Annotated in this window: 20 protein-coding genes and 2 pseudogenes; 5 read left to right on the top strand and 17 right to left on the bottom strand. The window is 42.7% G+C overall.

Annotation, left to right across the window (positions count from 1 at the left end):
- Window positions 1–190: 190 nt before the first annotated feature.
- From UA76_RS18340 to UA76_RS18325, 4 genes are all read right to left on the bottom strand, one after another.
- Window positions 191–418, bottom strand: coding sequence for a DUF2188 domain-containing protein (locus tag UA76_RS18340; RefSeq protein WP_047049187.1), 228 nt, complete (start codon window positions 416–418; stop codon window positions 191–193).
- A gap of 422 nt (window positions 419–840) precedes the next feature.
- Complete coding sequence (gene ltrA / locus UA76_RS18335) at window positions 841–2,502, bottom strand: group II intron reverse transcriptase/maturase (protein WP_047049184.1); 1,662 nt, start codon at window positions 2,500–2,502, stop codon at window positions 841–843.
- Window positions 2,503–3,676: 1,174 nt separating this feature from the next.
- Window positions 3,677–5,323: a chaperonin GroEL gene (groL, locus tag UA76_RS18330; protein ID WP_047049181.1), complete on the bottom strand. Its 1,647-nt coding sequence runs from the start codon at window positions 5,321–5,323 to the stop codon at window positions 3,677–3,679.
- 70 nt (window positions 5,324–5,393) lie between these two features.
- The gene (locus UA76_RS18325; protein ID WP_047049180.1) at window positions 5,394–5,684 is read right to left on the bottom strand and encodes a co-chaperone GroES; all 291 of its coding nucleotides are present in this window, start codon (window positions 5,682–5,684) and stop codon (window positions 5,394–5,396) included.
- A 322-nt stretch (window positions 5,685–6,006) separates the two neighbouring features.
- On the opposite strand from UA76_RS18325, the gene UA76_RS18320 reads away from it, so the two are divergent.
- Window positions 6,007–6,627: a helix-turn-helix transcriptional regulator gene (locus tag UA76_RS18320; RefSeq protein ID WP_047049177.1), complete on the top strand. Its 621-nt coding sequence runs from the start codon at window positions 6,007–6,009 to the stop codon at window positions 6,625–6,627.
- 66 nt (window positions 6,628–6,693) lie between these two features.
- On the opposite strand, the gene UA76_RS18315 is transcribed toward UA76_RS18320, so the two are convergent.
- Complete coding sequence (locus tag UA76_RS18315; RefSeq protein WP_047049176.1) at window positions 6,694–7,668, bottom strand: sensor domain-containing diguanylate cyclase; 975 nt, start codon at window positions 7,666–7,668, stop codon at window positions 6,694–6,696.
- Window positions 7,665–8,606, bottom strand: a complete 942-nt coding sequence (locus UA76_RS18310; RefSeq protein WP_047049173.1) for a response regulator — start codon at window positions 8,604–8,606, stop codon at window positions 7,665–7,667. Before UA76_RS18310 ends, UA76_RS18315 begins: the two co-directional genes overlap by 4 nt.
- A gap of 320 nt (window positions 8,607–8,926) precedes the next feature.
- On the opposite strand from UA76_RS18310, the gene UA76_RS18305 reads away from it, so the two are divergent.
- Complete coding sequence (locus UA76_RS18305; RefSeq protein ID WP_047049170.1) at window positions 8,927–9,268, top strand: DUF3135 domain-containing protein; 342 nt, start codon at window positions 8,927–8,929, stop codon at window positions 9,266–9,268.
- Window positions 9,269–9,555: 287 nt separating this feature from the next.
- Here UA76_RS18305 and UA76_RS18300 read toward each other — a convergent pair whose 3' ends face one another.
- Both UA76_RS18300 and UA76_RS18295 read right to left on the bottom strand, forming a co-directional pair.
- Window positions 9,556–10,692: an LPS O-antigen chain length determinant protein WzzB gene (locus UA76_RS18300; RefSeq protein ID WP_047049169.1), complete on the bottom strand. Its 1,137-nt coding sequence runs from the start codon at window positions 10,690–10,692 to the stop codon at window positions 9,556–9,558.
- Between the two features lie 148 nt (window positions 10,693–10,840).
- Complete coding sequence (locus tag UA76_RS18295; RefSeq protein WP_047049166.1) at window positions 10,841–11,266, bottom strand: GNAT family N-acetyltransferase; 426 nt, start codon at window positions 11,264–11,266, stop codon at window positions 10,841–10,843.
- Window positions 11,267–11,333: 67 nt separating this feature from the next.
- Here UA76_RS18295 and murB point away from each other — a divergent pair, with 67 nt between their 5' ends.
- From murB to pssA, 3 genes and pseudogenes are all read left to right on the top strand, one after another.
- On the top strand, window positions 11,334–12,380 hold the full coding sequence (gene murB / locus UA76_RS18290; RefSeq protein ID WP_047049163.1) for a UDP-N-acetylmuramate dehydrogenase: 1,047 nt from the start codon (window positions 11,334–11,336) through the stop codon (window positions 12,378–12,380).
- A pseudogene (gene birA / locus UA76_RS18285) lies at window positions 12,377–13,347 on the top strand (bifunctional biotin--[acetyl-CoA-carboxylase] ligase/biotin operon repressor BirA). Before murB ends, birA begins: the two are co-directional and overlap by 4 nt.
- A gap of 69 nt (window positions 13,348–13,416) precedes the next feature.
- Complete coding sequence (gene pssA / locus UA76_RS18280; RefSeq protein ID WP_047049160.1) at window positions 13,417–14,757, top strand: CDP-diacylglycerol--serine O-phosphatidyltransferase; 1,341 nt, start codon at window positions 13,417–13,419, stop codon at window positions 14,755–14,757.
- Window positions 14,758–14,831: 74 nt separating this feature from the next.
- Here the strand turns inward: pssA and UA76_RS18275 are convergent, their stop codons facing one another.
- From UA76_RS18275 to UA76_RS18240, 9 genes and pseudogenes are all read right to left on the bottom strand, one after another.
- The gene (locus tag UA76_RS18275; RefSeq protein WP_047049157.1) at window positions 14,832–16,760 is read right to left on the bottom strand and encodes a polysaccharide biosynthesis protein; all 1,929 of its coding nucleotides are present in this window, start codon (window positions 16,758–16,760) and stop codon (window positions 14,832–14,834) included.
- 4 nt (window positions 16,761–16,764) lie between these two features.
- Entirely contained in the window at window positions 16,765–17,355 is a 591-nt protein-coding gene (locus UA76_RS18270) for a sugar transferase (RefSeq protein WP_238322355.1), read from the bottom strand.
- Window positions 17,355–18,517: pseudogene (locus UA76_RS18265) on the bottom strand (DegT/DnrJ/EryC1/StrS family aminotransferase). The gene UA76_RS18270 and the pseudogene UA76_RS18265 overlap by 1 nt, the downstream one beginning before the upstream one ends.
- Window positions 18,518–18,524: 7 nt before the next feature.
- Window positions 18,525–19,145: a GNAT family N-acetyltransferase gene (locus UA76_RS18260; RefSeq protein ID WP_047049153.1), complete on the bottom strand. Its 621-nt coding sequence runs from the start codon at window positions 19,143–19,145 to the stop codon at window positions 18,525–18,527.
- A complete protein-coding gene (gene wecB / locus UA76_RS18255) occupies window positions 19,145–20,260 on the bottom strand; it encodes a non-hydrolyzing UDP-N-acetylglucosamine 2-epimerase (protein ID WP_047049150.1) in 1,116 nt (371 codons plus the stop codon). The genes UA76_RS18260 and wecB overlap by 1 nt, the downstream gene beginning before the upstream one ends.
- Window positions 20,261–20,361: 101 nt before the next feature.
- Window positions 20,362–21,549: a glycosyltransferase family 4 protein gene (locus UA76_RS18250; RefSeq protein WP_162198965.1), complete on the bottom strand. Its 1,188-nt coding sequence runs from the start codon at window positions 21,547–21,549 to the stop codon at window positions 20,362–20,364.
- A 232-nt stretch (window positions 21,550–21,781) separates the two neighbouring features.
- Window positions 21,782–22,093 (bottom strand): divergent PAP2 family protein, encoded by a 312-nt coding sequence (locus UA76_RS25290; RefSeq protein WP_272946036.1) that lies wholly within the window; start codon window positions 22,091–22,093, stop codon window positions 21,782–21,784.
- Window positions 22,029–22,205: a divergent PAP2 family protein gene (locus UA76_RS25285; RefSeq protein WP_272946035.1), complete on the bottom strand. Its 177-nt coding sequence runs from the start codon at window positions 22,203–22,205 to the stop codon at window positions 22,029–22,031. The genes UA76_RS25290 and UA76_RS25285 overlap by 65 nt, the downstream gene beginning before the upstream one ends.
- 10 nt (window positions 22,206–22,215) lie before the next feature.
- Window positions 22,216–23,061: a decaprenyl-phosphate phosphoribosyltransferase gene (locus UA76_RS18240; protein WP_047049145.1), complete on the bottom strand. Its 846-nt coding sequence runs from the start codon at window positions 23,059–23,061 to the stop codon at window positions 22,216–22,218.
- Window positions 23,062–23,219 lie beyond the last annotated feature (158 nt).

Raw genomic sequence — 23,219 nt, 5'->3', positions numbered from 1 at the left:
AAAAATCAGGCAAACGCCCTGATTTTTATGTCCTGTTGGTATAACAGCTAACGCTACTATACCTTTTGGCAAAATGATGTCGGGTGAGAAGAAGCCATTACTGACTTCCCCTCCCCTAAGAACCGTACGTGCGAGTTTCCCCGCATACGGCTCAAGCTTTATAAGTCTACCGAACATAGACCAGCAACGATCATCCTTTTGGTGGAAAGGGATCATTTCCATAAGAGTGTTTAGCTCTTATTTTTCCAGATTTACTCTGAATTACCATTTCAGACTGCTGATTCTTTGCAATGGCTTTGGCAGCTTTGATGGCAGAGGCTTGCGTATCGTGTTTAGAAGTGAGTTTTTCGTTCCCTTCTCCACGCACAGCCCAGTTACCGCCATCTTTAACTACCCATTGGTTCTTACCTTTAGACATAAAATACCTCGTTTGAGTAAAATAGGGCTTCCAGTAAAACCAGCTAGGCATCCATGCAAAACAACAGCCCCAGCATTAAGTACAGATAGGTGAGAGCAGCAGAAAGACTTGCGTTCATTTCAGTCTAGGTTGTCTCCTATTCGAAGGCCTAGGCATCCAATTTTCTGATCCACTTAACTGCCGTTCCAGTCTGACCCTAGTTAGTAGCCCAAGGTAGCTTTCTCCAAGCTCTGCCTCTTCGAATAAACACTTTCTGGTAGCTCTCAATTGATGCCTCTCTCGATCAGAACACAGGATCTACTACTCCCAAGTGCAATTTGAGGACATTCAAAAGTTTGGTCAAAACAACCTCCTTAGGAATGTACTGCGGCTCAATTCATACTGTACATTATACCAGTATCATTTTATTGTTCAATACTTACTCAATTAAAATGAATTTGTCTGTGGCAATTCAGGTGAACCATCACAAGATTCGACACCTTATCCGTGCCCCCATCAACTCGTCTGATGATATGGTGAATATCCCAATCGTCTTCCGAGTTGAACTGTTGGCGGCATACAGGACAAGTGAAGTTCTGCCTCTCGGCAATCCTCCACAGCTTTAGATAACCATGCATCGACTTCTTCAATCTCCGCATCTTCAAACGTTCAAAGTATTGCTCGTTTTCAGGCAGGTAACAGTTTGCTGTTGCCACTATCTTTACATGTTTATCCACTTTAATACGCGAGGCGTATATTAGGCGGAGGCACTCGCCCGGCTCGCCAAGCTTTGGTGCACTGAAGACCCATTTTCTATCACCAACTGTCTTGAAGTATTTTGCTTTAATCCAGCGTTTCCGACGTTTCAAATGGATACGACTGCACCATCGCCACAACATTTTCCAGATCCGGTGATCAACATATTTAAATGTCTCGCTCGAACATACCCAGCGATGGTAATTACACCACCCCCGAATCATCGGATTCAGCTTAGCAATAATTGCCGCTGCTGGTGCTGTCTTATGTCCATTGAGATATTCTCGTATGCCTTTCAGGAACTCCTTCACGTTGGTACGAGACGGTTTGATAAGCATCTTGCCGTTGTACTTACGTAGGTTTTGTCCCAGAAAGTCAAACCCTTGGTCTATATGTGTAATGAGAGTTTTCTCATCGGAAAGTACCAAACCTCGCTCTGCCATGAAGGCTTTCACGATGGGCAGCACTTCCCTTTCAAGTAGCTCTTTAGAGATACCTGTGATGATAAAGTCATCCGCATAACGCACATAGTTCACTTTATGTTTATAGCTTTTCTTGGTGTTTCTTTCACCGAAGTGTGATTCGAGTACCTTTTCCAAGCCATCCAAAGCGATGTTGGCCAACACCGGAGAGATAATACCTCCTTGTGGTGTTCCCGCATCCGTTGGGTTGAAGCTACCTTTTTCCAAGTAACCGGATTGCAACCAGCGTTTCAGTATGACCTTGTCCATAGGAACGTTGGCGATGAGCCAGTCATGACTGATATGGTCAAAACACCCTTTAATGTCCCCTTCTAGTACCCATTGGGCGCTAGCTTTGCGACTGAGGTTTACGAAACATTGTTCGATAGCATCAGCGCAAGAGCGATGGGGACGAAAGCCGTAGCTATTTCGATCTGCCATTGTTTCCGAGACAGGCTCTAGTGCGAGCAGGTGTAATGCCTGCATCGCTCTGTCACGCATCGTCGGAATACCGAGAGGCCGCCTTTTGCCGTCGGCTTTCGGGATGTAGACTCGCTTTAGCGATTTGGGCTTGTAGCCTTTGCGCTCTAGCTTATCGATGGCATCCCATTTGAGTTTCGGTGTGTTCCAAAGCTCACCATCCACTCCAGCCGTGTTTTTCCCTCTGTTTTCAGTAACCCGTCGTATTGCGATTACCTTGGCTGAAAAAGAGCGAGTCAACATGCGTTGAAGTCGCTTAACCAGACGCCAATCAGAGTTTTTCGTTGCCTTTGCGATTCGTACCTGTAGTCCTCTCACCCTTCGGTTCATTAGCTCCCAGTCAATCTGGTGCCACCGTTCCGCTGGGTAGGAGAATGCAGACACATTCGCTAGGTCGATTGTGTGCACCTTGCTTTTCTCCTTATCGGTTAATGGAGTAGCCTCACAAGGTACACTGATGCCCATAGGGCAAGTGTTTAACCCTATGAGGTAGAAGAAGCTTATCGCTTCCGTTTATCCATATTAATAATTTGGACTTTACACGTTTTCACGCAATTAAAGACCTAGTGGAAGTCTGCACCCTTTCGGGTAGAGGCAAAGTCTGAACCCCTAATCTCTCCATTACAGAGAGGCATTCGCTTCCTCCACTTTCCTTTACCCTCTTATCCAACAGTTCACCTTGCGGTTCTCCTGCCCAAAGGGCAGATAATAGGGCTTACCAAGTTCTCGTATTCGTACTCAGTTGGTTAGGTTCTACCTATTCGACGGTGGCATTGTTGGTAGCGTTGTCCCAGATGTAAAAAGACAAACCATTCCACATACCTTTTGGTCACAGTGTATCAATGACATTTCACTGTTTCAGCTCACGCCGTTTATCAGCAGTTCACTTACGTTAACCATACAACCAAGCCTAGCCTCTCATCTCATTGTCATTACGAGAATCCGATACATCCACTCACGTGAAAACATCGCCCTATAAGGGGAGTACATTGTTAGGAAGCTTCCCACCCATCCGTTACCAGATGCGCAGTATCCCTAGGCTACAATCCGCTACAGGATTGGTCTTGTCATTCTAAAAGTAACCAGAAGCAAGACAATACAAACACGAGCTTAAGTCACACTGACCAAGCTTAAAGATGGGGAAAGATATGCATAGAAAACAATCGGATCTCACCCCGATGGCTTTCTCTTTCCCAAGTCTGAGAGATACAAGCTAATTGCTTGCTGATGCGCACAGCTAAGTGCAATGAATTGCTGTAAAAACAGGCAACATTGTTTGAGGGTATGCTTAAACTAGCACTTGAGAGGCGCTTTTAAGCTAGGTATGAGGTACCCTAGGTGCTTAGGGCGGTATATCCATAGAAGTGACACAAGTGATTCAGATGCAATGCTGAGTTTGTGTTATATGAGCCTTTCGGCTGGGAGGTTTGTCCCTTAATAGGGCTTTGCTTCATGACCTAAACCATTATAGGAGTTAGGCTTTTTGACCTCAGAAGCGTCTTTAAATACTAGACTGGCATAACTGCCAGTCTAGGTCAAGGGTCACATTACGCGACCCTTAGTCAGCGCGACACTTGTCGCACTACATCATGCCTGGCATGCCACCCATGCCGCCCATACCACCCATGTCAGGCATTGCTGGAGCGTCACCTTGAGGTAGGTCTGTTACCATCGCTTCTGTTGTGATCATTAGGCCAGCTACTGACGCTGCGAACTGTAGAGCACTGCGCGTTACTTTAGTTGGGTCTAGGATACCCATCTCAAGCATGTCACCGTATTCACCCGTTGCTGCATTGTAACCGTAGCTACCTTCGCCGCCTTTCACGTTGTTCGCAACTACTGACTCTTCGTCGCCCGCGTTCTTAGTGATTTGACGAATTGGCGCTTCCATTGCACGCAGTGCAACACGGATACCCACGTTCTGTTCTTCGTTGTCGCCTTCAAGGCCAGCAACTTTTGAAGCCGCGCGGATAAGTGCCACACCACCACCTGCTACAACGCCTTCTTCAACCGCAGCGCGAGTTGCGTGTAGAGCATCTTCTACGCGGTCTTTCTTCTCTTTCATTTCAACTTCAGTTGCTGCGCCAACCTTGATTACCGCAACACCACCAGCAAGCTTGGCAACGCGCTCTTGAAGCTTCTCTTTGTCGTAGTCAGACGTTGCGTCTTCGATTTGCTGACGGATTTGAGCAACACGGCCAGAAATCATCGCTTCTTCACCCACACCATCGATGATGGTTGTGTTTTCTTTAGTGATGGTCACGCGCTTCGCTTGACCTAGGTCTTCTAGCGTTACTTTCTCAAGGTCTAGACCGACTTCTTCAGAGATAACCGTGCCAGCCGTTAGTACCGCGATGTCTTGAAGCATCGCTTTACGACGATCACCGAAACCAGGTGCTTTAACAGCAGCAACTTTCACGATGCCGCGCATGTTGTTCACAACAAGTGTTGCTAGCGCTTCACCTTCAACATCTTCTGCGATGATAAGCAGAGGACGAGATGCCTTCGCTACCGCTTCTAGAGTCGGAAGAAGTTCACGAATGTTCGATACTTTCTTGTCGATTAGAAGGATGAATGGGTTTTCTAAGTCAACAGAACCCGCTTCTTGGTTGTTGATGAAGTATGGAGATAGGTAACCGCGGTCAAACTGCATACCTTCAACTACGTCTAGCTCGTCTTGTAGAGCCTGACCTTCTTCAACAGTGATAACACCGTCGCGGCCAACTTTTTCCATCGCTTCAGCAATGATGTTACCAACCGTTGCATCAGAGTTAGCTGAGATAGTACCAACCTGCGCAATCGCTTTTGTATCAGCACATGGTACAGAAAGTGCTTTTAGCTCTTCTACAGCAGCCACAACTGCTTTGTCGATACCGCGCTTAAGGTCCATTGGGTTCATGCCTGCAGCAACGGCTTTTAGGCCTTCAGTGATGATAGATTGAGCCAGTACTGTCGCTGTTGTTGTACCGTCACCCGCTGCATCGTTAGCTTGAGATGCAACTTCTTTCACCATTTGCGCGCCCATGTTTTGGAACTTGTCTTCAAGTTCAATTTCACGCGCTACAGATACACCATCTTTAGTGATAGTTGGTGCACCAAAAGATTTGTCTAGAACTACGTTACGACCTTTAGGGCCCAAAGTTACTTTTACCGCGTCAGCCAGAACGTTGACACCTTCTAGCATTTTGATTCGTGCGTCGTTACCAAATTTAACGTCTTTAGCAGCCATGTTTAATTTCCTTTCTAAATTCGATTTTCGTTTTCGTTGTGATTCAGATTCAATTATTCAACGATTGCTTTTATTCAACGATCGCCATGATGTCGTTTTCAGACATGATCAGAACTTCTTTACCGTCGATTTTTTCTGTTTTTGTGCCGTAGCCTTCAGCAAAAATAACAGTATCACCCACTTTTACGTCCAATGGCTGAACGCTACCGTTTTCTAGGATGCGGCCTTTGCCTACAGCTAGAATAGTACCGCGAGTTGATTTCTCTGCAGCAGAACCAGTTAGAACGATGCCACCCGCTGACTTTGATTCAACTTCTTGGCGTTCTACGATTACTCGGTCGTGTAATGGACGAATATTCATCGGTCGTCTCTCCTGATAATTTCCATGTGATTTGATAGTGTTCTAAACCAACTCAGTTCTCTAGAACAAATGAGCGCTCTGAACCAAATTGCGTTTAGGTTTACAAGCTTGTGCAAACTATATGGGTTGCTTGAGATGTGATCCCAAGGGGGCAACGAAAAAAAAGTGTGATGCAGTCGAAAAAATTCATGGCCTCTTCCCCATTTGTCACCGTTATTTCTAGTTCAACTCGAATTCTCGTTCCCCGCTCAGAGCAAGAATTATCAACTATTTGCTTTATTAATGGGATCAGACATAATACTCAAGAGACAAGAGGGACAGCATGAAAACCAGTGATCGGATATTACAGACCATAAAAAAGGAAGGAGCGGTAACCGCTAAGCAACTTGCAGAGAACCTAGGTATCACCACCATGGGTGCACGGCAGCACCTGCAAAGCTTGGAAGACGAAGGCATTCTTGCGTTTCACGATGTGAAAGTAAAAGTGGGCCGCCCGACACGTCACTGGTCTTTGACTCGTAAAGGTCATAATCAATTTACTGATCGCCACGGCGAGTTGACCATTCAAATGATTGACGCAATCGAAGAAGTATTTGGCGCTCAAGGACTTGCAAAAGTCACGGCTGAGCGTCAAGCCAAAACGCTCGATGCCTATCAGCAAGCGATGCAATCGACTTCTAACCTTGAAGAAAAGCTCTCGGTGTTAGTGTCTCTGCGTGAAAATGAAGGCTACATGGCAGAACTTGAGCAAAACGATGAAGGCTTTGTTTTGATCGAAAACCATTGCCCAATTTGCAAGGCAGCAACGCGCTGCCCAAGCCTATGTCAGTCAGAATTGGCAGTTTTTCAGCAGTTACTTGGCGATGACTGCTCAATTTCTCGCACCGAACATATCGTGCAAGGCCAAAGACGTTGTTGCTATCAAATTACTCCAACCGACTAGTCTATACTGACAATTCGCCTAAAGTATGAAATTCAAAGTTTCAGCCCAAAGCTTATAGAACATTCATTATTCATGGCAATATAGCGAGACGGTATTCCTACCCGATTGCTTGGATTCATAAAGCGCCTCGTCGGCTGCTGCAATCCATTCTGTCGTGGTGTTAAGCTTATTTGGGCGATATTCACAGATACCCACACTGATCGTGTAACTTAGTGTCCCTTGTTCTGTTTCAAGCTGACTCTTTTCAACTCGCTTTCGCAGCCTTTGTGCAAAATACATCGCTTGTTCATGGCAGGTATTGGGCAACAGCACGGCAAACTCTTCTCCACCATATCGACCAACCGAGTCAGTGGCACGCGAAGAGCTCACGGCAAGATCTGCAGTATGACGAATCACCTCATCGCCAACACAGTGTCCGTAGTTATCGTTAACCTTCTTGAAGAAATCAATGTCAAACATGAGCAAGGTTGAAGTTCGCTCTTCATCAAGTTTTAAAGCTTGTAGCTCTTCGGCCAGAGTTTGTTCCCAGCTCACACGATTGAGAAGACCCGTTAAACCATCAATTCGACTTTTATAAGAGAGCTTCTTATTCGACTCGTTGAGCAGCATCTTGTTCTGGGCTATGTCGGACACATCAATAATCATCACGCAAAGGTGGGACACGCCTCCGCTCAGTGAGCTCAACGGTGTAATCACCATGTTTTGATGCATCTGCAGTAAACCACGTGATGCTGGTGAGTAGTTCTTAAACTCAAATATAAACGGCCGATCTTCCCACGAGGAGAACCCTTTCGTTTTAAGTGACACGCTAGCGCGAAACTTCGCTTCCATCCATGCTTGGGGCAAACCGCTACATACATCAAATAAGTTCTGATTCAGAATCTTGGCAGACGCAATACCACTGTATGACTGCATAAAGCGATTCCACGCCACGACTTTGAAGTCAAGATCGAGAACAAACAAGCCAACATCCATGGTATCGATGACTTGTGTATACCAATGCAGCTCTTCTACTACATTCAGATCCGCGCCAAAACTCATATCGACTCCATGATTTGGTTCACCATTCCCTCTGACTCAGAATCAAGCATAAACAGCACTTCGCACTCAAATTCATGATCGCTGTGATAAACAAATTCAACTGTAAATGTCTGATCATCGAAAGTACTTTTACTGGACATGTTCTTTCCATCCAGAACAACAGGTTGACGAAGTGAGATATCCACATCCATCTGTTCGCACAAAGAGCGCATAAATGAAGACACAAAGAGGTTGGCCACATTCAACACAATCTCATTGTATGAGTTGTCGTCGGTTGCAAATCCGAGCTGTTCTCCAACTCGGCCGATGCCATTTCCATGCAGACAAACCAGAGCTTCACCGTGGAAACCTGAACCGACAAAGCGCTGAGTGACCGCCACCACATCTTCACGACTTAAAGAGTCCCCAAGCATCATTTCAAGCTCATTGCGCTCTAAATTACCCACCGTTGGAATAGGTAAATGGATAAACTCCCCGATAGCATCGGAAACGATGGCCGCCCCTTTTCCCAAGGCAATATTGGTCAGTTCTTTAAACTTTACGTGAGGAGGTACAGTGTCAATGTGTTGACCATTTGAAGAAAACACTAAGCCCAAACGAGTAAAAATTTCAGAAGCATAACTGGCAGAAAATGGTTTTCGAGCGAAACAGTAAGCGCCCAAGTTCATGCAGCGAGTCTCGGCTTCAATTTGTACATCGCCAGAAACCACCACCACTTTGGTTGGATGTTCATGGGGCATATTTTCAAGAACTTGATAACCATCGACATCTGGCATCGTAAGATCAAGAAACATTACATCAATAGGATTAGATACTAGTGTTTCCAAGGCCTCACGACCATTTTTGGCAAACAGTAAGGCTTGATTCGGAAGTAGTTCAATGCTTCGCGCTAACGCATTCCTTGCGAGCGCCGAATCATCACAAATTAGAATATTCATGCATCACAGCTAGAGGGTGAAATTGAATCCATACCAGTTTGGCATATTATTGCCGCACACAGCTCCTTGTGTCAGGCACGATAATTACACTAAGTTAATGATTCGGTAAAGTTTGTAGCGTCAAAGTTGCGTCGTCGTACATAATATCACCAAGAAATGACCTATAAGTCGCAAAACATAGACAAACAAAATGAACGCTGCTCTGTCGTCTCACTTTTGAGAATGGTGAATTTCGTTCAAGCCTAGGCAGATTTCATCGCGTACACTTTTTGTACTATGCTTTGAATGTTTGATGTCTGGCATCAACGCGAGGAAAGACTATGAAAGCTGCACCACTCAATCAAACTTTACCACCATTTGATGAAATGGTTGAACTTGCAGAGCTTAACCCAACCGCTTTTGAGCAGTTCAAGAAAGATATGTGTGAAGAGATGATCCTGTCCGCATCGAGCAACATGCAAAGACGGTTGTGGGCGCAGCAGAGCCACATCGACAGAGTGATTGGAAAATGCAAAAACCCCAATCAAACCAACATGGTACTCATGACTGAACTCACTCAGCAAATGATACGATTTCAAGACGCTTTAGATGGAGAAGCAGTCGAAGAGAAGGAAAGTGCGGTGATTATTCCATTTAAACCACGTGATAACGATTGGAGCTAACATACCGCAACTCACAGGCTGGAACTAACAACAATAGTAGCTCGGCAGACTTTCGAGCTACTATTTTCCCACCAAGTTAGAGCTTTCCACGCAAACTGATTTCTCCACCAATGTAAGGCTCTATCCCACTGTCGGTTTCGGCTAGAACCGCCCAAAACAAAGAGTATCCTACGACTTTATTTGCATAGCAATGCCAATAAACATACTGTTCACAAAGTACGCAGCATCACCCAAATACTATCGAATACAATACCTCATAGGGAAATTTTCGATGATGTATTTACATTCTATAAGGCTTTCTCACGACGAAATGCGATACGTACCAATACAATTGCAACACCTAACATACCACCCAACAAGGTGCCTAGAACTGCTATGAGTGCTCGCTTGGGCTTATCCCGAGCAATTGGTTGTTCAACATTTTCCAAGAAGCGGAATGTTTGGAACTCGATTGAGCGATCGATTTCAAGGTTATTTAGCATTTCCAATTTTGCATCGATCTGTTGTAAACGGGGTTCAACAACACTAAGGTTCTTAACCGAATCTAGCGCGGTAACTTTAGCAGCTAACGCTTTAGACCCTAAGTCAATACCAAAGATTTCTTTATCACTACTGGTCTGAATAGGGTGGGTAACGTTCGCAGCTTTAGCTATATCTAAAGCATATTTTGCACGTTCTACTTCTATTGCAAGCCTATTTTTAGCTTGAGTTTCTAAAAGTCGTCGCTGTTGTACTAACTCATTTCGCTTACCGCTTACAATAGCCTGTAAATTATTCAGCGCATCCTCATGAGTTTCATGTTTTATAACTGTTACATAATCGCTCAAAAGTTTATAGCTGCTCTCTTTTGAAATTGATTGAAAAGAAACAACAAAAGGAGAATTAGCTACATTGCCATCTTTGTTGGCTTGTATTTTGCTAAACCATGAAGCATATAAAGCTCTAGTTAGCTCAGCATCATCAGCAGCATCAGCATTAAGTTCTGACTTAAATTTCTTAAACTCTTCACTCGAATCTAAAAACGAACGTTTATTATCGCTAGAGTTAAATGCATCGATAAAACGTTGAAATAGTTCTTGAGTATCGACTAAGCCGTCCAATTCTCCACTTACTAATACTGTTCCATCTTCTTGATAGATATCGAAAACGGGCTGAAATTGTCTAACCTGCTGTTGGTAGGCAGACATATCTTGAAGCTGTGGCTGTGTCACTTTAGCTTTCGATGACCACCACTCTTGCGAATTTAACGCAAATAACACTGCTCCTATAGCGAATAGCACTGTTGTTGTTATTATAATTAATTTGCCATCCCAAAGTGCTTTAAACAACTCTCTAAGATCGATTTCATCATTGCTTTGGTATGCAGGCGGAACTTGGGGTTGATATTGTTGATTCACAACAGGTGATTGATTATGCCCGTTCACTGGTCATCCTTAAATTAGTGTCTGCACTAACTGTGCATTACTTTAATACTGAGTAAATTGTATCATAGCTAATGCTATGAGCACACCTTGTGGAGTAACATCTAGTATCCTGAGTTTTAACTCATGATGACTGTCAGCAAGGTATTAATTACAAACTAAATTGCTCAACGTACTTCATGGATACAAGAGTTTTAGTTCGAGTATAACGATCGTATAAACCTTTCAACGAGTTAGGAAGCTCCTGACAATCAATCGTCTTAAAGCCATGCTGCGCATAAAAGCCTTCAAGATGCTGATAGGCAAAGCAATAATCTCCCTCAGATAGCACATACTGCAAACAATAGCGCATCAATTCATGCCCGAGCCCTTGCCCCCTAAACTCAGGGACAACAAGCATCCCTGTCAGCAATCGATATTGTTCAATAGTTCGAAAGCGGACAACAGCGGCCATTTGATTTTCCATGTAGCCGACCAAAGTTAGCTCATCCTTTTTGGCCTTACCAGATGGATAAAAGGATTTGTATAGCCTCGATACTAAAGGCAACTTCATCGGGTCCAGTTGCTCAATCTGCATTGCACTCATTATCACCAATCTCGATTTGAGGTAGAATGAGCGCAGTTTAGATTACTCGATAAAACCAATGCAAATTACAGCTAACGCCGACCTACGTCCTTACCATACTTTTTCCATTTCTCAGCAGTGCGCTTTCCTTGTTGAGGTCAACTCTATTGATGAGCTAAAACAGGTCTACCTGAATGCGGAATGGAACGCTTTACCTAAACTCGTGCTAGGTAAAGGCAGTAATATGCTCTTTACTGAAAAGTACCAAGGCATGGTGATCATCAATTCATTACTTGGTAAAGAAGTCACTGAATCTGACACTCACTGGCATTTGCATATATCTGGTGGTGAAGATTGGCCTTCTCTTGTCCAGTGGACGGTTGAAAGTGGTTATCCAGGTTTAGAAAACTTAGCTCTTATTCCTGGTTGTGCTGGTAGTGCACCGATCCAGAACATTGGTGCTTATGGTGTGGAGCTAAAAGATGTTTGTGAGTACGTAGATATTCTCTGCTTGGAAAGCCTTGCAGTTAAGCGACTGAGCGCAGCGGAGTGTCAATTTGGTTACCGCGATTCTGTTTTTAAACACAAGTTGTATCAAAAAACAGTGATCATTGCAGTTGGTCTTAAACTCGCTAAAGATTGGCAACCAAATATCGAGTATGGGCCTCTTAAATCTTTGGCTTCAACAGACCTTACCGCTCAACAGATCTTTGATCGCGTATGCCAAATTCGTATGGCGAAACTCCCAGACCCAGCCGTAACAGGCAATGCAGGTAGTTTCTTCAAAAACCCGGTCATTTCTAAAGACCATTTTGAGCAATTAAAGAATCAGTTTCCCGATATTGTTGCCTACCCTGCGGATCATGGAATGAAAGTCGCCGCTGGTTGGTTGATCGAACAGTGTCAGCTAAAAGGCACATCAGTTGGTGGCGCTCAAGTCCACCCAATGCAAGCGCTCGTGCTGATCAACCAGAACCACGCAACAGCGGAAGACATCATTCAACTTGCCGCTAAGGTTCGAACTGCAGTGTTAAATCGCTATCAAATCGAGCTTGAACATGAAGTTCGATTTATGGGCACGAAACAAGAAACCTACTTACAAGACATCTTGGAGAAGCAGTCATGAAGGACCACTCTGCAAAACTATCGATATTAAAAACGCTTTCCCAAGGTGGCTTTCACTCCGGTGAAGAGCTAGGTGAACAACTTGGTGTTTCTCGCGCAGCCGTGAGTAAGCATATCAAAGGCATTCAAGAGTGGGGCGTCGATATCTTTCGCGTACAAGGCAAAGGCTACCAACTAGCGAAACCCATGCAGTTGCTTGATCAAGAAGTATTAAACCAAGCCCTAACAGCGCCCGTTGAGCTTATTCCCATTATTAATTCGACCAACCAATACTTACTCGAACGAGCTGACAGCTTAGAGTCGGGGTCGGTCTGTATAGCTGAATATCAGGCCAAGGGGCGCGGACGCCGTGGCCGAGAGTGGGTTTCCCCTTTTGGTTCTAATCTATACCTATCGATGTTTTGGCGCTTAGATGCGGGTATGGCAGCGGCGATGGGGCTAAGCTTAGTGGTTGGCGTTGCTATCGTTGAAGCACTAGAAGAGATTGGTTTAGAGGGTGTAAAGCTTAAATGGCCTAATGATCTTTATTATCAAGATAAAAAGCTCGCTGGCATTTTAGTTGAGATGTCAGGTCAAGCGGGAGCTGCGGCAAACCTTGTTATCGGCATGGGTATGAACCTGACGATGTCTAATAAAACGGAAGGGATTACTCAGCCGTGGTCAAGCCTGTCTGAAGTGGTTGAGAGTCAAAATATCGACCGAAACCAACTGGCTATCACTATGATAAAAACCTTGCATAAGTCGCTCGCTGATTATGAACTTCAAGGAATGTCAGGATTTGTTGAAAGATGGAATCGACTCGATAACTTCTTAGGACGCCCGATTAAACTTATCATGGGCCACGCGAAATTACCGGTATCGCGAGAGGCATAAATGAACAAGGTGCGGTACTTTTAGAAACCGAACAAGGAATCGAAAGCTATATTGGCGGCGAGATTAGTCTACGACCTTCACGCAGCGAGTCTTAGGTCACTCGCAACTTTTTCGTTCTTTTGCTAATATCCCTGTCCACTTTAAGTAAAGGTTACCCATCCAATATGATGACTCATAGGAATTTATTCGAACAACTTCCTACTTTGGCACAAGATCCCGCTCAATTCGAGACTCTATACGCAGCCAAAGACTTTCGAACTCGCTTGATTCAAGCGATTCGTCAGGCAAGTAAACGAATCTACCTTGTGGCTCTTTACTTAGAAGATGACGAGGCTGGTCGAGAAATTTTGACAGAGCTTTATCAAGCCAAACAACGTAATCCAGACTTAGATATTAACATTTGTGTCGACTGGCACCGAGCACAGCGTGGATTAATTGGTGCGGAAGCGACCCAAACCAATGCTTCAATGTACAAAGACTTTGCCCAAAAGTATGAACATAAAGTTCCCGTTTACGGCATCCCCGTTCGTGGCAAAGAAGTGTTTGGCGTATTGCATTTAAAAGGCTTCGTTGTCGATGATACCGTTATCTACAGTGGCGCGAGCTTAAACAATATCTACTTGGCTTATAAAGGCAGATACCGTTTCGATCGCTACCATGTCCTAACAAACCCACCCTTAGCCAATAGCATGGTTCAGTTTGTTAACGAAGAGATCGTTGCACACCCTGCAGTCAATGACCTAACGTGCCCATCAAAGCCAAAGACTCAAGAAATCAGAGGTGCGATTCGTCAGTTCCGTGCATCGCTAAGCAAAGCGGCCTACAAGTTTGACCACCAAAACGTGTCACCCGAACAAGTGGCTATAACGCCTGTGGTTGGTCTTGGTAAAAAGCGCAACAAGCTCAACCAAGGCATCAATCAACTGATTGCCCAAGCAAAAGACGAGCTTTTCATTTGTACTCCTTACTTTAACTTTCCACGAAGTGTGGCAAAAGAAGTAAAGAAGGCAATCAAACGCGGTGTTAAGGTTTCCATTGTTGTTGGTGATAAAACTGCTAATGACTTTTTCATCTCACCTGATGAAGAGTTCAAAACAATTGGCGGGCTACCTTATCTGTATGAAATGAATTTGCGTCGATTTGCGAAAGCAAATGAAGCACATTTAGCCAGCCGCCAGCTATCCATTCATTTGTGGAAGCACGAGAATAACAGTTTCCACCTCAAAGGAATCTGGGTAGATAAGCGCTACATGTTGATTACGGGTAATAACTTAAACCCAAGGGCTTGGAAGCTCGATCTTGAAAACGCCGTGTTCATTCAAGACCATTATGACCTCTTAACCACTCAGTTTGAGCAAGAGATCGAGAACATCCTTCAGCATACCGAGTTAGTATGTACCTACAAACAAGTCGAAAAGGTTGAAAACTACCCAGACGCGGTGCAAAAACTGATTCGTAAAATTACACGTGTCAAAGCAGATCGTGTATTGAAGCAGATTTTGTAGGTATAGCCCGTTAATTTAAAGAGCGAATATAAAAAAGAGCCCCACCATATGGTGGGGCTCTTGCTTATCTAAACCTATTCTTTTACTTCTTCGCACTCAGCGTTGAGCTGCTGCCAAACCAAGTCTCCAATTCCATCAGTAGGATTAAAGCCTGTTGGTGCATCAAGTAGGAGCTGACGAATTTTGTCATGCTCGAAATTATGGCATGCCTCGTCTAGCTGCTCAATAAGTCCTTTATACTCATCATACGGCAGGTAAGTTTCACGAGCCGTCATGATTCGTTGATGCGCTGTTTTCTCAACATTATCGCCTATGAGTAACTCTTCAAAGAGTTTTTCACCAGGCCTCAAGCCAGAAAACTCAATGGCAATATCACCATAAGGGTTCTTATCACTCTTAACTTCAAGCCCAGACAGTTGGATTAAGTTCTCAGCAAGGTCAGTAATTTTAACTGGCTCTCCCATATCAAGAACAAAAACGTCACCGCCTTTCCCCATAGCACCCGCTTGAATAACAAGCTGAGCGGCCTCAGGAATAGTCATAAAGTAGCGAATAATATCAGGGTGCGTTACCGTAACAGGCCCGCCGCTAGCAATTTGCTTTTTGAACAATGGAATAACAGAGCCTGAGGACCCCAGAACATTGCCAAATCGAACCATACAAAAACGGGTGCCTTTTGTTTTTGCATTTTCTTGCTCAGCTAAAGCTTGTAAACCTAACTCTGCAACGCGCTTGGTCGTACCCATCACATTCGTTGGACGAACCGCTTTATCTGTCGAAATCAAAACAAATGATTCAACGCCAGCTTCAATTGCGGCTTTAGCGGTGTAGTATGTGCCAAATACGTTGTTTCTTACACCTTCTACAACGTTGTACTCAACCAGCGGAACATGTTTATAGGCTGCAGCGTGGTAAACCGTCTGTACATTAAAACTCTTCATGACTGTAGCTAGCCTATTGATTCGCTGAACCGAACCAAGAAGAGGGATAATTTGCACATCTAACTCTGCTTCACAAACCATTAAAGAAAGTTCACGCTCAATCTGATATAAACCAAACTCAGACAATTCAAACAGAACCAGAGCTTTTGGTTGATTTTGCACGATCTGACGGCAAAGTTCTGAGCCAATAGACCCACCAGCCCCTGTCACTAATACCACTTTATTTTTAATGTTCGCTTCCATTAAGGCTTGTTGTGGAGCAACAGCGTCCCGACCTAGAAGGTCTTCAATCGCGACATCTTTGAGTTCGTCAATTTTGGCTTTACCGTCCACGATATCTTTCATATCAGGAACAGTTAATACTTCGGCAGGAAGATGAACAAGTGCATCAAGAATTTCTTTGCGCCTAGCGCGAGATGCACTTGGTATAGCAAGAAGTATTTGTTCGACACCATGCCTATCGACTAAAGCCGCAGCACGATCGATGCCCTTTACTTTCAACCCCATAATAATAGTGTTATCTAGTGTTTCATCTTGGTCTAAGAAACCAATTACCTTATGAGTTTCAGATGAGCGCAAGGCTAATGCTAACTGGCGCCCTGCTGCTCCAGCACCATAGATAAGCACGTTTTTTTTATGCTTGCTGCCAGCCTGTGCAACCAGAACTCTGACAACTAAACGAGCCCCTCCGCTAAGAAGGCACAAAAATGCTCCATAGATGATTGGGATCGAACGTGGAATCGGTGCGTCAAAATAGAATGCCAAAACAGAGACACTTGAGGCGGAGATTATCGTCCCTAAAGCCACGACTGCTAGAGCATGGAATGTTAGATACCTTAATATCGCTCGATAGAGCCCAAGTTTTGTGTACGAAAAGACCGTAATTATCAACGTACCTATCAAAACATATTGAGTAGACAAATCATCCAACGATCGTATATGACCAATTCTTGCCCAATAAGCACTATAGAAAGATAGAATGATAAATATAGAATCTATGGCGACACTAACCAGTCGTTTATGAGAGCGAGATAAGTTCCAAATTAAGTTTAGCTTAGTCATACTTTTATCTCGTAACTATCTTGACTAGTGTGTCCTTTATAATACACAAGTCATCGACAAGCGTTTGATTGTTAACATAATCGACGTAGTATTTTTGCTTGAGTGGCAAAATAATATCTATGTATGCCTGTCTTGGATCCTCATAATCTGCCAACAACTTGTTTTCGTCTACCATCTCTATCGATGCTCTATCTGTTATGCCTGGTCTCACAGATAAAACAATATCTCCAATATCACTTGGATATTCATCGATGAACTCCTGAACTTCAGGCCTTGGGCCAACTAAACTCATATCTCCCAAGATAACATCTATCAGTTGCGGCAACTCGTCAATCTTCATTTTACGAAGAAAATGACCTGAACGAGTTATTCTAGGATCTTTTCCAATGGTCAACCTGCCCATTGAATCCGACGCTTCAGTCATTGTGCGAAACTTATGGATTCTAAAAGGCTTTCTATGACGTCCTACACGTACTTGCCTATAGAATATCGGCCCGTTAGAGTCCAATTTAATCCAAATTGCAACCACTACAAACAAAGGAAACAACGCTATGCAACCCAAACAAGAAAAAAACAGGTCAAAGAGCCTTTTCATCATGTCAACTGATGTCCTTCAATAACACCTCTAACAGAATCTATCACATAGGATACTTCTTCTTCCGTCATTGAAGCATAGTTGGGAAGGCTTACCACTCTATCTGCTATCTTTGACGATTTAGGAAACATATCATCCTCAAGGTAAAACTGGTCCTTCCAGTATGGCATTCTATGAAGCGGAATATAATGAACAGAAGTTCCTATGCCTTTGTCTGAAAGAAGTTCTATAAACTCATCGCGTGAAATAGAGAGTTTGTCTAGTTCGAGTTGCAATGCATAAATATGCCATGAGTGAATATCATCAGGATTAGCAATTTGAGGTACAACAACTGGCAAATTGTTAAATGCTTGATTATAACGTTGTGCTATTGATTCTCTTTGTTCTCTAAGCTTATTAGCTTTCTTGAGCTGATGAATGCCAAGCGCTGCGCACATGTCCATCATGTTATATTTAAAGCCTGGAGCAACAACTTCGTAGTACCAATTAGGTTTTTTGCTAGTAAATCGATCAAACACATCTCTGTTGATACCGTGCAGTCTCATAATTTTTATACGATCAGCTATCTCCTTGTTGTTTGTGACAACCATACCTCCCTCTCCAGTGGTTATAGTTTTATTCGCATAGAAACTATAAACCGTAATATCTCCGAGTGTACCTACGATTTCACCGTTGTGAGTAGAAGGCAAAGCGTGAGCAGCGTCTTCAACGATTTTTACGTCGAACTTGTTTGCTAACTCTAGTAACCGAGACATGTTTGCTGCTTGCCCCGCAAAGTGAACCGGTATGATCGCCTTAACATCATGAGTTTCCAACAGCTGTTCTACCGCATCGGGATCAATGTTAAAGGTGTTTCCCTCAACATCAACAAAAAGCGGCTCCGCACCTAAGTACCTAATAACTTCAGCAGTAGCGGTAAAAGTATGTACTGTCGTGATTACCTTATCACCAGGCCAACACCAATACTCTCTAGCGCTAAGTGCAGACCTGATGTCGCTGAATTAACCGCCAAAGCATAATTACTCCCGACAAAGCTTCTAAAGTCAGCCTCAAATTGTGCTACTTTCGGTCCTGTCGTCAACCATCCTGACCTAAGTGTTTCAACAACTTCTTGTATTTCATCTTCGTCCAAAATGGGCTTGGAGTATGGTATAAAATTCATAGAGCCTCTATTTATCAAGGTACTTTACGAGTACATTCATTTTTCTTGACTGGTCTTGTTCAAATTCTTTATCTAAGCAAAAACCAGATCTTTTATAAAAGTCAATAACCTTAGTATTGTCAGTTGCATCAGTAGTCAAGTATACCGCTTCAACACCTTTGTTCATGCACAAAGATAAATATTTCGCCAATAACCTACCACCAATCCCTTTAGCCTGATGCGCGGAACAAACACCGATCGAGATTAGCTCGTTGAATTTGTCGTATCGGCTATCTGTAGCGTTAATTCTTCTCTTGAATACTACAGTAGTTGCTCTTGTGACAATCTTTTTTATCAACCTTAAATTAAATACATTTAAAACTACGGGGAGCAAAAAATAAAACCACTGCGACCTCAAATCCTTGTAAAACTCACTCGCATTATCTGTTCCCACGACAAAGCCACAAAGTGTGCCTTCACTTTCACAGACTAGCGCTATATGATTGAATTTAATGTACAACCTATAGTATTGATTTAGGAAAAAGTCCCCTAAACTAGTTAGAAAAAACTCAGGAAATGCACTCATATGTATCGAAACAATATCTGGCAAATCCCGATATTCTGCTTGTCGAACAACGATGGAGGCCATTATAGAGCATCCAAGATTCGAGTGCATGCATGACCATCACCATAAGGGTTATGAGCAAAGCTCATCTCCTCATATGCTTTGCTATCGGTCAACAATAAAGTAATTTTAGAGACTATCTTGTTTACATCTGTACCCACTAGACTAACTGTGCCAGCATCTACAGCCTCTGGCCTTTCCGTAGTATCCCTCATTACAAGGACAGGTTTACCAAGTGAAGGGGCCTCCTCCTGAATACCACCAGAGTCGGTCAGTATAATATAAGCTTGATTCATTAGATAAACGAAAGGCAGGTAATCTTGTGGCTCAATCAAGAAAACATTATCCAGGCCCTTCAGCAAGCGTTTGACTGGCTCACGAACATTTGGATTTAGGTGAACTGGATATAAGAAATGAGTCTCTGGGAATTTTTTAGCAGCAATCGCAATTGCTTCGCAAATGCGCTCAAATCCTCCGCCAAAACTTTCTCGACGATGTCCAGTGATCAATACTAGTTTTTTATTTTGATCTAAGAATTCAAACCTATTTTTTAGTTCTATTGAAAGCTGCTGTTCAGTTTTTAATCGCTGACTGACGCTTAATAGCGCATCGATTACTGTATTACCTGTAACAACTATGCTACTTTCGGGTATGTTCTCTGCCAATAGATTTCGCTTTGACGTTTCAGTAGGAGCGAAGTGGATATTCGCCAAACTACCAGTTAACTTTCTATTTCCCTCTTCAGGCCAAGGTGAATATATGTCGTTTGTTCTCAATCCCGCTTCTACGTGACCTACCTTTATCTGCTGATAATAAGATGCCAATGTACTAGCGAAAGTCGTTGCTGTATCACCATGAACTAAAACATAATCGGGCTGAAACTCTTTCAGTATTGGTTTCAACCCGAGAAGAATATTACTCGTGATATCTGTTAAGTCTTGACCTGGCTTCATAATATTTAAATCATACTCAGGAACAATACTAAATAGCTCTAACACCTGATCTAGCATTTCTCTATGTTGTGCGGTTACACAAACCCTTGCCTCGAAACGACTATCGCCCTTGAAAGCATGGACTAACGGAGCCATTTTTATTGCCTCTGGTCTAGTACCAAACACAAGCAATATTTTTTTTCTCATTTTCGCGACCTCTATACGCTAATATCTATACAATCTAGTTGGCTTATAAATCAATAAAAACAAGACTAAACCAAAATCTCAATATAATTAAACTTCGCACCCTACTTGAGCTTAGAGATAAAAAGACTAAGCTCTTTACCAACCTTCCTAAAAGAGAACTCTCTAAGAGCGTATTCCCGAGCATTACGCCCCATTTGGTGAAGTTCAACTTCAGTGGAAGATAAAGCCCTATTAAAAGTATCTACTACTCGCATGCTGTCATGTCCATTTGATGTAAATCCACATTGAGCGTTTAGAATGCATTTTCCCGTTTCACTTGCATTACTAACGATACCTAATATCGGTTTTTCAGCAAGCATATAGCTAATCAGCTTAGAAGGCACTGATGCAAAGTCTTGACCTCTAAGTGTTGGAAGCATCAGAAAATCTGCTGCTCCAAATGTGTAATCGGTGCTAGAAAAGGGCCAAGGAGAGTAAAAATACACCTTATCTTCCAAGTTTAACTCCTTAACTTGCTCCTTAATGAGATCTAATTCGCTTCCAGAACCCGCTATTAATAACTTGAAGTCGTAGTCTATGTTCGCTAAATCAGACATAATACCATTCAAACCAGATGCTATACCAACGTTCCCACCGTAAACAATTAACCGCTCGTTCTCTTTAACATCGACAATACCGTTATCTCGAAGCTTTTTTCTACAGTCCCCTTTGGGTAGCAATTCAACGCTCTTTGAACATATCCAGTTAGGTACTAAGCGAAGTTTATTTTCGTCAATACCTCTAAGTTTATACTTCTCATAGAACCAAGATGAGATAACAAACACCAAATCGGATTTTTTAGCTACATACTTATCAATGTTAAATAGAACTCGATATATGATGCTCTTCTCAGAAACCCTTCCTTGGGTGCTCAAGGATTCTGGATATAAATCCTGCACACTAAGAATCACTTTGCTATTTTTCAACTTCCCTATCGACACCACTGCGAGCTGAGAGAAGATTGGCCAAACGTTACAATATATAACATCATACTTTTTCGAGAATAACAGGTGAAAAAGCACACACAATGCATAAGTTATATTCTCGAGAAACCTAGACAGCATAGAAGAAGACTTAGATGTGTAGGTTGGTGCTAAGACACGTTTATAGTCGAGGCTTGTTATTGACTCATCATCAGTATTTCTAAGCTTTTTAGGGCAAAATACAGTAACCTCATCACCACGGTTGTGAAAGAAGTCGGCAACATCTTTGCTAGTTCTAGCACTAACTACCGGAGAAGGAGGAAACACACATGTTGCTATCAGAACTCTCATTATTAATCTCAACTAATAAAAATCATTGAAAAGGATGGTTTTATTATCGTTACGGGTCAAAACGATAGCCACTACCTACAGATTTTAAGACAAAAAAAATCAAATCACCCGCTATTCAATACAAAGCTAGCAAATGCCTACATGAACTCATTCATATGAGAACTATGACCTATGCAAATTCAGTTGGTCTTAATGACGTTCGAATAGGCTAAGAGTAAGCAACGTAAGAAGAATGAACTATCCATGCCGCCATGACTCCAGTTAGGAGACCAGCTAAAACTTCAATTCTTGTGTGAGCTATTCTTTCTCTCAACTTAGTTTTTGAGATTTGGCTGTTCAAAACATTTAACGCCTTCGCATGATTTTCAACTTGTTTCCGTAAGCTAGTAGCGTCAAGAACCACGATAAAGGCTAACGCCATAGCAACTGCAAGACTAGGCTCTTGTATACCTTCTTTAAAAAAAAATGATAGCCGCAGAACTTGCGACAATGCTACTGTGATTACTTGGGAAGCCACCATACCCTATGAGGTCGAATGCTAGTCGTTTTTCCGTAATTGAGTTAAAAAAGAATTTTAAGATTCCTGTCAATAACCAAGCAAAAAATGGAGTGACAATATAACTAATATCCATATATCAACCTTTAGTAAATTAGCATATAGCCACAGAAAACAATCCATCCCAAGATAACTGCTTGCAATTGAACATCTGAAAATAATGCATCTGTAGGAGATTCCCCACCTCCTTTGGATTCAACAACAAACCAGTAACGGTAAAGCCCAAAAATGACAAAAGGTATTGATAATACTAAATCTGGTTTATCTGAAATCACAAACAAACTATAAAACAATAGTGCGCAAGTAGCAGACATCTCAGCATACTTATCTACTAACTCTGAGTTATAGTAGCGAAGAACACTTCGAGCGTTTGTTCCACTTATCATTAGCTCTTGTTTGCGCTTTATCGCAGCCAAATATAGTGCCAATGACAGAGTTGTTATGAACATCCATGAAGAGAGGGGTACCAGTATTGCAACTGAACCAGCATAGACTCGAAGTACAAAGCCGAACGCAATGATGAAAATATCTATCACAGGTTGATGCTTTAAGTGGAACGTATAAGCGACGTTTAGTCCCAAATATACAAGAATAACTAAAATCACATCAGGCATTACAAAATATGACGCTATCAAGATAGTGTACAGCGTCGATATTAAGCATAGAGCTTCCGTCTTCGACAAATCTCCAGAAGCCAATGGCCGAGATTTAGATTTAACTGGATGCTTTCTATCATTTTCGATATCGACATAGTCGTTTAATATGTATGTTGCTGAAGAAGCAACACAGAATAGGAGAAAAGCACAAACGGCTATTATAAACGATTCTACATACAAAAACTGACCAGAAAACACTAGTGGAGCAAACAAGAAGACGTTCTTTATCCATTGCTTTGGTCGCATCAACAATAGACAACTTTTAATTTTTTCCATTAGTCATCTACCTTTTCATTACAAGCAACAACCCACCAAAAACAAGAATAACCCCTACAATGTTTATAGGCAGCAATGTGCCACCTAAGTATTTGACTGAATATAGCATTAAAAAAACCATTGAAAGAGAGGTTATAGACAAATATGCATACTGCAAA

Source organism: Vibrio mexicanus, assembly GCF_001012815.1.
GTDB lineage: Bacteria > Pseudomonadota > Gammaproteobacteria > Enterobacterales > Vibrionaceae > Vibrio > Vibrio mexicanus.
This window is presented reverse-complemented; position numbering and strand designations above follow the sequence as displayed.